This window comes from Larkinella sp. VNQ87 (genome assembly GCF_049445795.1).
Lineage (GTDB): Bacteria > Bacteroidota > Bacteroidia > Cytophagales > Spirosomataceae > Larkinella.
In genome coordinates, this window is the sequence record NZ_JBMSDT010000013.1 from 97,370 (window position 1) to 109,467 (window position 12,098).

General features: G+C 52.1%; 11 protein-coding genes and 1 tRNA gene. 4 read left to right on the top strand and 8 right to left on the bottom strand.

Translation table 11 applies throughout. The features are described 5' to 3' along the window. Positions 1-1,402 (top strand): putative Ig domain-containing protein (locus tag ACO2Q8_RS21860; protein WP_423346992.1); only part of this gene is annotated, 1,402 nt, incomplete at its 5' end. A 76-nt stretch (positions 1,403-1,478) separates the two neighbouring features. Here the strand turns inward: ACO2Q8_RS21860 and ACO2Q8_RS21865 are convergent. Continuing rightward, positions 1,479-2,336 (bottom strand): N-acetylglucosamine kinase, encoded by an 858-nt coding sequence (locus tag ACO2Q8_RS21865; protein WP_423346993.1) that lies wholly within the window; start codon positions 2,334-2,336, stop codon positions 1,479-1,481. A gap of 20 nt (positions 2,337-2,356) precedes the next feature. Beyond that, a complete protein-coding gene (locus tag ACO2Q8_RS21870) occupies positions 2,357-2,611 on the bottom strand; it encodes a cytochrome b5 domain-containing protein (protein WP_423346994.1) in 255 nt (84 codons plus the stop codon). A 127-nt stretch (positions 2,612-2,738) separates the two neighbouring features. Here ACO2Q8_RS21870 and ACO2Q8_RS21875 point away from each other — a divergent pair, with 127 nt between their 5' ends. Both ACO2Q8_RS21875 and thiL read left to right on the top strand, forming a co-directional pair. Beyond that, a complete protein-coding gene (locus tag ACO2Q8_RS21875) occupies positions 2,739-3,179 on the top strand; it encodes a hypothetical protein (RefSeq protein ID WP_423346995.1) in 441 nt (146 codons plus the stop codon). A gap of 90 nt (positions 3,180-3,269) precedes the next feature. Next, positions 3,270-4,304 (top strand): thiamine-phosphate kinase, encoded by a 1,035-nt coding sequence (gene thiL, locus ACO2Q8_RS21880; protein ID WP_423346996.1) that lies wholly within the window; start codon positions 3,270-3,272, stop codon positions 4,302-4,304. 108 nt (positions 4,305-4,412) lie between these two features. Here thiL and ACO2Q8_RS21885 read toward each other — a convergent pair whose 3' ends face one another. Beyond that, positions 4,413-5,486, bottom strand: a complete 1,074-nt coding sequence (locus ACO2Q8_RS21885) for a mannose-1-phosphate guanylyltransferase (RefSeq protein ID WP_423346997.1) — start codon at positions 5,484-5,486, stop codon at positions 4,413-4,415. A 370-nt stretch (positions 5,487-5,856) separates the two neighbouring features. Between ACO2Q8_RS21885 and ACO2Q8_RS21890 the strand changes: the two genes are divergently transcribed. Next, the gene (locus tag ACO2Q8_RS21890) at positions 5,857-8,877 is read left to right on the top strand and encodes a TonB-dependent receptor (protein ID WP_423346998.1); all 3,021 of its coding nucleotides are present in this window, start codon (positions 5,857-5,859) and stop codon (positions 8,875-8,877) included. A gap of 56 nt (positions 8,878-8,933) precedes the next feature. Here ACO2Q8_RS21890 and ACO2Q8_RS21895 read toward each other — a convergent pair whose 3' ends face one another. The 5 genes from ACO2Q8_RS21895 to ACO2Q8_RS21915 all read right to left on the bottom strand — a co-directional run bounded on the left by ACO2Q8_RS21895 (position 8,934) and on the right by ACO2Q8_RS21915 (position 12,054). Then, positions 8,934-9,812: a MerR family transcriptional regulator gene (locus tag ACO2Q8_RS21895; RefSeq protein WP_423346999.1), complete on the bottom strand. Its 879-nt coding sequence runs from the start codon at positions 9,810-9,812 to the stop codon at positions 8,934-8,936. Positions 9,813-10,035: 223 nt separating this feature from the next. Next, positions 10,036-10,683 (bottom strand): carotenoid biosynthesis protein, encoded by a 648-nt coding sequence (locus tag ACO2Q8_RS21900; RefSeq protein ID WP_423347000.1) that lies wholly within the window; start codon positions 10,681-10,683, stop codon positions 10,036-10,038. 80 nt (positions 10,684-10,763) lie between these two features. After that, positions 10,764-10,839: transfer RNA gene (locus ACO2Q8_RS21905), tRNA-His, on the bottom strand. Between the two features lie 103 nt (positions 10,840-10,942). Next, a complete protein-coding gene (locus ACO2Q8_RS21910; protein ID WP_423347001.1) occupies positions 10,943-11,551 on the bottom strand; it encodes a superoxide dismutase in 609 nt (202 codons plus the stop codon). Positions 11,552-11,616: 65 nt separating this feature from the next. Continuing rightward, positions 11,617-12,054, bottom strand: coding sequence for a nucleoside deaminase (locus ACO2Q8_RS21915; RefSeq protein ID WP_423347002.1), 438 nt, complete (start codon positions 12,052-12,054; stop codon positions 11,617-11,619). Positions 12,055-12,098 lie beyond the last annotated feature (44 nt).

Consider the following 12,098-nt stretch of genomic DNA (forward strand, 5'->3'; position numbering starts at 1 on the left):
CTTTTCGGCGGTGGTGAATGTGCGTTTCGAGCAGGTCTTGCCGGTGTTCACAGATCCGGAGGGGGGGCGGTTGACGTATGCGTTGAGCGGATTGCCTTCGGGTCTGGACTTCGATGGGGTGAGCCGGGTGCTGGTGGGGACGGTTCAGGCGGTGGGCGCTTATAAGATGACCTACACGGCTACCGACGCTCAGGGCGCCAAAACCAGTGTAGAGATCACGCTCAATGTAGCCAACGAGGCTACGACCCCGACCAACCCGACCAACCCGACGGACTCACCGTTAGTTCTGCTGGCACCGGAATACGATTGTCAGAGCGGGCGAATCACCTTCCGGACGAGCGGGGGCGACCGCTCCCAGATTGAATACCGGGCGGCTGGTATTACCGAATGGACAACGACTTCGACACACATTCTTTTCTTAACCATGCGGCAGGGCAGCACCTTTGACATCGAAGCACGACAAAGTCAGAAGGTGGTCAAGTATACCTTCACCACAACCTGTGCAAGCGGGAAAAGCGTGATTCCGGATCAGGTGATTACAAAAGGACTGTACTACACGTTTACCTTGCCCGAACCGGGGGCGGGTGTGCAACTTGAGGTGAGCGGTTTGCCGGATGGCATCGCCTATAATGCCGGAAACCGGACATCCAGCGGAAAGCCCCAGAATGCGGGTGTTTACACGGTGACCGTGAAGAGTACGACGACCGACCAGAAAACAAACAGCATCCAGTTTAAACTGACGGTTCGTGATCCGCAATTGACCGTCCAGTTGATGAAGGCCGGAAATGCCGCGTCGCGTCAGATTATTCAGGAGTTGACGAATAATATGTCGGTCGGTGTCAACAACCTGCCCGAGAAAATCAACATCTTCTGCACGTCGAACGTGCCGGTGGGCAGCATTGCCTTCGAACTGACAGGCGCAACCTCAAACAATTATGTCGATAACCAGACCCCGTTCGGGCTGTTCGGTGATGATGATGGCTTCAAGCCCCAGGTCGGTTCGTACGTTCTTCGGTTGGCGGCCTTTACCGGGGCCAACGGCAGTGGAGAAACCATTATTACCAAAACGATTGCGTTCTCGTTCGTGCCTGGTGGTGGCCGGATCGGGGTACTGGCTGAAAACGCCGAAACTGCCGAGGGGGAATGGCTGGTATATCCGAATCCGGTTCGTGAAATTATCAACCTGACCGGACCCGGTGCGGTGACGGATACGGGCGTCTTCCGTTTCTCCCTCTCATCAACTACCGGTGGACAGTGGGAATTGCAGGGCAAAATGACCGGCACGAGCCAGCAGAAGATAACGCTGGATGTTCAGTCGTTGCACTTACCAACCGGCTTATACTTCCTCCAAATTCAGGAAGGCAACCAGGTTCGGAAAGTAATTAAAGTTTTGAAACAGTAACGTTGTATTGAGTATTTATGAAAAAGCAACCGGTAGTCGGTTGCTTTTTTTATGCCCGAAATAAAACTGTAATACTCTATTCCGCACCCGCAACGCCCTGATGATAGAGCGTCAACCCGGCGATGGGATTTTCCAGAATCCGTCGGACGGTCAGGCCTTTGTCATTGGCAACCTGCCGCAAAAGGTCGCTGTAGTAGAATGCCACCGAACCGACGAAGTGAATCGGCAACTGTTCATACGCCGGAAACTTGCGGATGTAGGTGTCAAAAAACAGGGCAAAGGCATCGTAAACAAGCTGATAGGCAACCGGATGACTACGGTTATCAAACAGAAATTTGGAAAATGAAGCAAAATACCGGTTTGGAAACGGCTGTTTATAGGCCTGATCCAAAACCGTCAGCCGGTCCACATTTGGAAACCGCTTCCGGAATTTTTCGGTCAGTTCAGGGGGCAACTGACCGTGCAGATACCGCACTACCAGCGTTTTGCCCAGATAGCCACCGCTGCCTTCGTCACCCAGCCAGAAGCCGAGCGTACCGCCCAGTTGGGCAATCGTCCGGCCGTCGTACAGGCAGGCATTCGATCCCGTTCCCAAAATGCAGGCAATTCCCGTATCGTGGTGGCACAACGCCCGCGCTGCCCCCAGCACATCACTGCTGACTTCAACAGTTTTGGCATCTGGGAAAACTGTCCGGATAGCCCGTTCGACAACCCCACAGGATTCTTCATTATTGCAACCGGTACCGTAATAAAATACGTCCGTCACCGTTTCCTGAACGGAAGGGATCAGACTGGTTTGCAATTCAGAAGCAATGGCTGCACTATCCTGGTAATACGGGTTGAACCCGATGGTGCGGGCCTGCCCGACCTGGCCCTGGGCGTCGAGGGTGCGCCAGTCGGTTTTGGTGGAGCCGCTGTCGGCGATGAGAATCATGTTGGTGCGTTATTTGCTGATTAAGTGATTAATTTCCCGACGGCCTGAAAGCGGCTGAATACCCATTCGCCGTGGGGGGCGTCGGCCAGTTCGTCGGTCAGGTCCTGCCCGGCCCAGTGCTCGTAGTGTTTGCCCTGGCGCCAGAGTCGGCTGGCCGACACATCGTAAATCAGGCCCCGGTACGCACACCAGATTTCGTCGCGGTCGGAGCCATTGCGGAGCGCCAGTTGCGAGCGGGTGTACTCTTTCAGGGTATTTTGGGGGCCGGTAGACATACGGTTTTAAACAGTTCAGGCAGCAAAAATGCAACTTTACCCATAAGTTTAAACACGGATTTCGTAAAAACGCGTAACTTTATCCGGTTACTAATGAACACGAGCCAATCATTTAATTTCTAGAGATATGAACAAAATCTTTATCGTCGCCCTGGTGGCTTTAGTAGGGATTGTTACGACGGGTTGCAATAAAAATAAAGTGAAGCCGATTTCAGAACGGGTTGCAAAGGTATGGTCGGCGCAGAAAGTGGAAGAAAATAACGTGGTTGTTTATACCAAAGGCGGAAGTAATAACGTCAAACCCGCCTATTCACAATTCACCCTGGATCTGAGCAACCCCCCGACGGCAGTCATCACACAGGTCGACGGCTTCAAATCCACCGGCCAGTATGAGGTACAGGGTGAAACCAAACTCATCCTGAAGAACCTGAGCCCGGCCCCGACCGACGGCCCAACGATCGAGTACAACATTGGTTCATCGACGGATAACTCGCTGGAACTTACCCGCACGACGGCCGACCGGAAAACCGGCGGTACTACCAACAAATATACCTTATCAAATCCGTAGGCGCATTCCCATTCCGATTGCGTTTTACCAAGAACCGTTTTACCGGTTTTGCCGTTTTCAACCGAAAGCGGCTTTTTGCTTTTAAACACCATGAATACACGAACCGAACTGGAATCATTGGGCGAAATTGGCCTGATCGAGCGATTGAACCGATCCATCGGATCGCCGGTATTACCCGAAACCATTCGCGGCATTGGCGACGATGCCGCCGTGATCGATACCGGTGGCCCCGACTACTGGCTGATTTCGACCGACATGCTGCTGGAAGGCGTTCATTTCGATCTGTCGTATACGCCCCTCAAACACCTGGGTTTTAAGGCCGTGGCCGTGAACGTTTCGGACATTGCCGCCATGAACGGCACGCCACTCCAGATTACTGTCAGCATTGCGCTCAGCAACCGGTTTCCGGTCGAAGCCGTGGAGGAACTGTACGAGGGCATCAAGGCCGCCTGCGAAGCGTACCGCGTCGATCTGATCGGTGGGGATACGACCTCCTCGCGCTCGGGACTGGTCATTTCGGTAACCGTAACCGGCCGGGTGGCCAAGGATAAAATCACGTACCGGAATACGGCGCAACCCAACGATGTGGTTTGTGTCACGGGTGATTTGGGGGCGGCTTTCTGCGGATTGCAACTGCTGGAGCGGGAAAAGCAGGTCTTTCTGGCCGATCCGTCGATGCAACCCGAAATCGGCGAAGACAAAGCCTATGTGCTGGAGCGGCAACTGCGCCCGTCGGCCCGCACTGACATCGTGTATGAACTCCGGGATTTAGGCATTGTCCCGACGGCCATGATCGACGTCTCCGACGGCCTGGCTTCGGAATTGATCCATATCTGTACCCAATCCAAAACCGGGGCGGTTATTTTTGACGAAAACCTGCCGATTGACGATGTGACGTACCTGGTGGCAACGGAGCTGAATCTGAGCCCCATCACGGCGGCCCTGAACGGCGGGGAGGATTATGAACTCCTGTTTACGATTCGGCCGCAGGCATTCGAGAAGCTGAAAAACCACGCCCGCATCACGCCCATCGGCTACCTGACCGACCAGCCCGACTCCATCCTGCTGGCCACCAAAGCCGGGCAATACACGCCGATCAAAGCGCAGGGGTGGAAACATTTTTAATACGTAAAATAGCGAATACTGAATATTGAATAACGAATAATGAACCCTTGCAGCGCCACTTCATTATTCGATATTCGTTGTTCAATATTCGCTATTTCACGTTATTCTTTACACAAAGTGTGCGCCGTGGTTTTTGGCGTCGGCGACAAACTCTTTGACTTTTTGTTCTTCTTCTTTGGGGCAAATCAGCAGGACGCCGTCGAATTCAGCGACAATAAAGCCTTCTAACCCGCTGATGACCACCAGCTTGTTTTTGGGCGTTTTAATGATGTTATTACTCGTGTTATAAAGCAGGTGAGTGCCGTCGGTCACGTTCTCGTTTTCGTCTTTGCCCGAGACTTCGTAGAGTGATTTCCAGGTACCCAGATCCGACCAGCCGAAATCACTCAGGACAACGTAAACATTCTGGGCTTTCTCCATAATGCCGTTGTCGATGGAGATGCTTTTGCAGAGCGAATACGCTTTGTTAATGAACGGCTCTTCTTTCTCGGTATAATACCATTCGTTGCCTTCGGCAAAAATCTCGGCGGTTTCCGGCATATAGGCTTCAAACGCCTGGCGAATCGCCTGGGCGTTCCAGACAAAAATACCGGCGTTCCAGACGAATTCACCGCTCTCCAGAAATTGTTTGGCCAGTTCCAGGTGCGGTTTTTCGGTAAAGGTTTTCACCTTTTTGACGCCTTTGTCGTCGGAGTCCGGAATGTATTGAATATAGCCGTAACCCGTATCCGGGCGGCTGGGCTGAATCCCCAGTGTAACCAGAATGTTCTGACCGGCGGTAGCATCCAGCGCTGTCTGAATTGTAGCCCGGAATTCGTCTTCTTTCAAAATAATGTGGTCGGCCGGAGCCACGACCATGTTGGCCTCGGGGTCTTTCTGTGCGATTTTGTAGGCTGCGTACGCTACGCAGGGGGCGGTATTCCGTCGAACCGGTTCACACAAAATCTGGTCGTCGCTCAGATACGGAAGCTGATCTTTGACAAGTTTATGGTATTCAGAACTGGTAACGATATAGATATTTTCCGGTGGACAAATCCCATCGAAACGCTCGGCAGTTTGTTGCAGCAATGACTTGCCGGTGCCAAGAACATCATGAAACTGTTTGGGATTGTTGGTACGGCTGAACGGCCAGAAACGGGTTCCGACACCCCCCGCCATGATAACGACATAATTATGATTCATACCAAATAATTCGAGTAAGATTTAATCTGTAAAATGAATAAAGGGTCACTAAGCTACAAGGATTGCGATTAAAAGTTAGTTTCGAATAGGTTTTCTTATTGAAGGACAATGTAGCGTTAACATTTTTTGACAATAAACAAAGTTACCGAATCGTCTATACGAATCACAAGTAACAGGATTTAAGTGATTGTTAAAAAGCCACCTACGAAACGTATAATAAGTTCGTAAATTTTTGATAATCAATTTTGTAAGGGCGTAACCCGATTATTTGCCGGATAACCGGTGGTAATTCCTGGGATTTATTGTAATTTCCTTGCCTTCATCGGCTTCATTCTTAACTCATTATTTATCGGTAAAACAGTACCTGACCATGAGAAAATGCAGTAAGCAGTTCCTCCTGTCTGCCGGATTGTGGTTGACGCTGATCACAGGATGCTTTGCACAAACAAAACTTGCCGGACAAATTGTCGAAAGCAATACGTCTGAACCGTTGGTAGGCGTTAGTGTAGTTGTGAAAGGCACCATTGCCGGAACCATTACGGATGCCAAAGGACGATTTTCGCTGACGACCTCCGCGCCCACCCCGCTGACGCTGGTGGTTTCGTCAGTCGGTTTTCAGACGCAGGAAATTGCCGTAACCAGCCCGACAGAATTGAAAATTCAATTGAAAGAGCAGGTTATGCTGGGCCAGGAAGTGGTCGTTTCGGCTTCGCGGGTGGAGGAAAGCGTCATGCAATCGCCGGTTTCGGTGGAAAAAATAGACATTCGAACCATTCAATCGACCCCGGCTGCGACGTTTTACGATGCCTTGCTTAACCTCAAGGGCGTCGACATGACGACGCAGAGTCTGATGTTCCGGTCGGTCAACGTGCGGGGCTTTGGGGCCAACGGCAACACCCGCGTGGTCCAACTAGTCGATGGCATGGACAACCAGGCGCCGGGGCTCAACTTCTCGGTGGGCAACATTGCTGGTATTTCGGAGCTGGATGTCGAAAGTGTTGAGTTACTGCCCGGCGCTGCCTCGGCTCTTTACGGCCCCAATGCTGTCAACGGGCTGTTGCTGATGAGCAGTAAGAACCCGTTTCAGTACCAGGGGCTAAGCGCGTATGCCAAAACCGGCATCATGTCGGCCAGCAACCGCAGCACCGCCACCACCCCGTTCTATGACGCCGGTTTTCGGTACGCCAAAGCCTTCAGCAATCGACTGGCGTTTAAACTCAGCGCGTCGTACATCAGCGCTACCGACTGGCAGGCTACCGACTGGCGGGATCAGAGTTTTACGAACGGTTTTACGCTGGCCAACGGCACCCGCCCGGGCAATCCGGGCTACGATGGCGTCAACATTTACGGCGATGCCAGCGCAAACCTGAATGCGTTTCAATCGACGGTAGCCCAGTTGTTGCCGATCCCCGTTGAACAAATAGCCCTGCTCTCGCCGGATCTGGCCCGAATCATTGGTGGAGTGAATCAGCTCTCGGCGGCTACGAACATTCCGGCTACCCAGATCGTCAACGACGTATTGCTGCCTAACGTAACGGTTTCGCGAACGGGGTACAGCGAGCAGGATCTGGTGAATTACAAAGTCAGCAGCCTGAAACTCAACGGCGCCCTGCACTACCGCATCAACGACCGGCTGGAAGCCATTTTGCAGGCCAACTGGGGAACGGGAACGACGGCGTATACGGGTCAGGATCGGTTTTACATCAAAGGCTTCAGCATTGGTCAGTACAAAGCTGAACTTCGGGGGGCCAACTTTTTCGTGCGGGCCTATACCACCCAGGAGCGTTCCGGCGATTCGTTCTCGATTGGGCTCTTGGGTCAGGGCATCAATGAAGCCTGGAAACCCAGTCTGGATCAAAGCAATCTGGTGGGCTCGTGGTTCCCGCAGTATGCCTTCGCTTACGCGGGTGGGGCGTTGCAGACCTTCAGTACCGCACTCATGCAGGCAATGGCGACCAATCCGGCCACGGCTTACCAAACCGCGCTGAATGCCGTAAATGCGGTTTCCGGAAACCTGCACACCGCAGCCCGGACGGCGGCCAATCAGGGGCGGTTTTTGCCCGGAACTCCCCAGTTTGACCAGGCTGCGGCTACCGTATCCGGCCGCCCGCTGCCCGGAACGTTGCCTAATCTGGGTGCAAAATTTCTGGACAAAACGAACCTGTACCACGGTGAGTTTATGTATAATTTCAGCAAACTCATTGATCCGAAAACCCTGGAATTGCTGGTGGGCGGTAACTTTCGGCAGTATGCGCTCAACTCCGGGGGAACTATCTTTGCCCTGGATGAACAAAATAACGAATACCGGATCAACGAGTACGGCGGTTACGCGCAGGTGGCCAAAACCGTGGCCGACATACTGAAGCTGACCGGCTCGTTGCGGTACGACAAAAACATCAACTTCAAGGGGCAGTTCAGCCCCCGCCTATCGGCGGTGCTGACGCTGGACAAGGTACACAACATCCGGGCATCGTTCCAGCGCGGTTTTCGGATTCCGACCGCCCAGGCGCAGTACATTGACCTGAACACGCCGACCAATCACCTGATTGGCGGTTTGCCCATGTTCCGAGACCGGTATAATTTCAGCGGAAACCCGGTTTACACGCTGGAATCCGTCCGGGCGTTCGGAACCGCACTCGGGCAGGGAGCATCGCCAGCTCAGGCGGCTTCGTCGTTGCAGGTCTATGAGGCCAAAGAGTGGGAGCCGGAGCGGGTCGAGACGTATGAAATTGGCTATAAGAGCCTGCTTGGGAATAAGTTATTTGTCGATGCTTATTATTACAACAACCGCTTTCTAAATTTTGAAGGAACGCAGGTGGTGGTGCAGGGACTTCAACCGGCTACGGCGGACAATCCGCAATCACTCCTGCAACTGATTAGTGGGACAACCCGTAACCTGTACGGTTTTTACGTCAATGCGCCGGTGCAGGTCAGAAACCACGGCTGGGCCATCAGCGCCGATTACCTGCTGCCGGGGAATTTTGTCGTTGGCGGTAATATTGCTTACAATGCCCTGACCAACCGCGATAAGCTGCCTGCTGATTTCGTGCCGTTCTTCAACTCCCCGAAATACCGGTATAACCTGTCGGTCGGAAACCGGAATGTTCGCAATACCGGTTTTGGCTTTAATGTGGTCTGGCGGCATCAGGATGGGTTCCTTTGGGAGTCGAGTTTTGCCAACACAGAGGCAACCCTTCGCCGGGAAACCACCATTCCGGCCTACAACACACTGGATGCGCAGGTTAGTAAACGAATACCGGGTATCAAATCCGTGCTGAAAGTGGGCGGGACCAATGTTCTGGGAACACTTTATACCCAGGGCTGGGGAAATCCCAGCGTCGGTGGAATGTATTATGTCTCGCTGACGTTCGACGAGTTGATGAATCGTTGAGGTACTTGGCGGACGTGGTAAGCGGAGAAAGCCTTTCCAACAGGAAGGGCCTTTTTTCAGGTACTGGCAATGCGGATAAGATCTTCGATCTGGTTGATGATCAGAACATTGTCGGGTGTGTCGATGTCTTGCCCTACTACCTGATAACCAGTGAAAAGCAACTGAGCCGCTGGAAACCGGTCGGCCAGTTTGTTGACGAAGGGCTGTACTTCGTGGTTGCTGGGCGACGAGGTAATCGAGGCAAAGATATAGTCTGGTTTGTGCTGCTCATAGACGTACTCTAGCTCGCTCAGGGGCAAGCTCTGGCCCAGGTAAATCACCTTATTTTGCCGCGCCCGGATGACGTAGTTGGCAAAGAGCAAACCGATTTCGTGCAATTCGCCTTCCGGTAGAAACAGCAGGTATTTTTTGGCGTTCGGGCGTTGCTTGCTGACCTGGCCGTCGATGGCAACAATGATTTTCTGCCGGATCAGGTTCGACATGAAATGCTCCTGAGCCGGGCCGATCGAACCCGTTACCCAGAGCGTACCGATGCGGCTCAGGAACGGATAAATGATGTGAATCATCGTGTTCTCGAAGCCGAATTGTAAAATGTTGGTGCTGATTATTTTTTCAAACCGGTCTTCGTCCAGATCAATCATGGAAATTGTCAGGGCGTGAATCTGGTCGGGGTAGTTGAGTTTACGGTCAGAGATGGTAATGACTTCCTTGGTCATCTCGTCCAGCGACATCTTCGAGATTTCCGAAATCTTAAAACCGTGATCTTTCAGCAACGAAATATTCAGCACTAGCTTCAGATCCACATCGTCGTATGTGCGAATGTTGGTATCGGTTCGCTTCGGCGAGATGATATTGTAGCGCTGTTCCCAGATTCGGAGCGTGTGTGCTTTAATGCCCGATAGCTGTTCCAGATCTCTGATCGAGTAATTACTCATGGGAATTGTACAAATTGCAGTTTTCGTTAGGTAGGTTTATCGCAAAATGAGTTACGTATAGACGTATTCAGGTGCAATTTTGTTAGTTTAAGTTCAGTATGCTGAGTTACAAGATACAAAAAGAAAACCGACAAAGGATGCGCACAGCTTAAGAAAAATTGTAATAATCGGATATGCCAACAAACTTGCCCAGTGATATAAAACCGTAAATATCTAAAATTGTTTATAAACTAGTTAGAAAGAATACTATGTTGTTGACGGCAAAGAACAGAAATTGCAGGAGCAGCAGGGGGAGGGCCAGGCGGTTTTGCTTTCGAAAGGGCAGGCCGTACCAGATACCCAGAATGACCAGGGAGACAATCCACCAGCCCAGGTAATTCCGAATCGGAATAGAGGGTTCGAGCCAAGTCCAGAAATCCATCCGAACCGCAACGGGTTCGATCAACACATCCAGCAAAACCATCAGCGAAGCCGCCACGATGGTTTTCAAATACACCGGCAGAGTAAACCGGTCGCAGATGACACCACAGCAATAAGTCAGCATCAGCCAGTTTACACCAATTACCAGGGGAACCTCCCAGAGTGCCCAGCCCAGCGTAGCACCGTAGGCGTAATTGCCAAAAACAAAACCAGTGTGGACGCCCAGCACCTCGACCAAAAAGCCGAGTACGGTCGCCAGTGCGCAGTAGAAAAGAAAAGACGGTTTCCAGTCGGTATGAAATAGCAACAGAAAGAACAGCGAACCCAGTAAATTGAACGGAACCAGACTCCGGAACAGCGGAGCCCATGTCGGTACCTGCAGGCCAACGATTCCGGCGGTATAAGCCAGCAGCAGCAGGATCAATACAGGACGGTATAACCGGTCGGGCATAGGGGCAGTGGCAGCGAATGGTTAGGAATCCGGAACGGAAAGACGTAAAAAAAAGCCCTGCTGTTGACAGGGCTAGGAGAGGGAGAAAGACGGGTCTCGAACCCGCGACCTCCAGAACCACAATCTGGCGCTCTAACCAACTGAGCTACATTCTCCGTTTACGGACTGCAAAGATAGGAAAAGAATGATGGATTATGAATTATGAATGATGAATTTTTTAGCGCATCGATCATTCATAATCCATCATCCATCATTTTATTTACACCGCTTGCTGATACCGATCGTCAGCACCTTTCCAGTCGACGAGGTTCCACCAGGCAGCTACGTAATCTGGGCGTTTGTTTTGGTATTTCAGGTAATAGGCGTGTTCCCACACATCCAGACCCAGAATGGGGGTTCCTTTTTGGTCGGCTACGTCCATCAATGGGTTATCCTGATTGGGGGTCGAAGTAACGGCCAGTTCACCACTCGGCGTAACGATCAACCACGCCCAGCCAGAACCGAAACGGGTGGTAGCGGCTTTAGCAAACTCTTCCTTGAAGGCATCGAAGGAACCAAATTTCTGCGTAATGGCTTCGGCCAGTTTACCGGTCGGTTCACCACCGCCGTTTGGTGACAGAATGCCCCAGAAAAAGGTATGATTCCAGTGCCCACCGCCATTGTTCCGAACCGCTACGGGGTATTTGCTAACCTCGGTAACCAGTTCTTCGATCGACTTGCCTTCCAACTCAGTACCTTTTACCGCGTTGTTGAGGTTGGTCACGTAGGCGTTGTGGTGTTTGCCGTGGTGAATTTCCATCGTCTGCTGATCGATGTGGGGTTCCAGCGCGTTGCTCGGATAAGGCAGGGGAGCTAATTCAAAAGCCATATTGTGATATGTTAAGGTTAGACATACAGTTAAGTTGTCAAACGCACTAACAGCGACTTTTTGATTTATGTTCGTAAGCCCCGAAAAAAGTTGCGCAGCAGATGCAGGCTTTCATCGGCCAGGACACCCGTTGTCAGGCGGGTTTTGGGATGAAGGAGGGACGGCTGAACGCCGGAAAAACCGCGTTTCGGATCGGGGGCTCCCACAACCAGGTGGCCGATCTGCGCCCAGAATAGCGCTCCGGCGCACATCACGCAGGGCTCCAGGGTGACATACAATGTGCAGTCCGTGAGGTACTTCGAGCCCAGGTATTGTTCGGCCGCCGTGATGGCCAGCAGTTCGGCATGCGCCGTTACGTCGATCAGCCGTTCGGTCTGGTTATAGCCTTTCGCAATGATCCGGTTTCGGCAGACAACGACCGCTCCGACCGGGATCTCGCCTTCTTCAAAAGCGGACTCGGCCTGTTCAAGCGCCATGCTCATGAAGTAGTCGTCGTTGAGCATTCGTAGGGAGGCAATTTAAAAACGGGTCCGAATTCTCTTCGGAC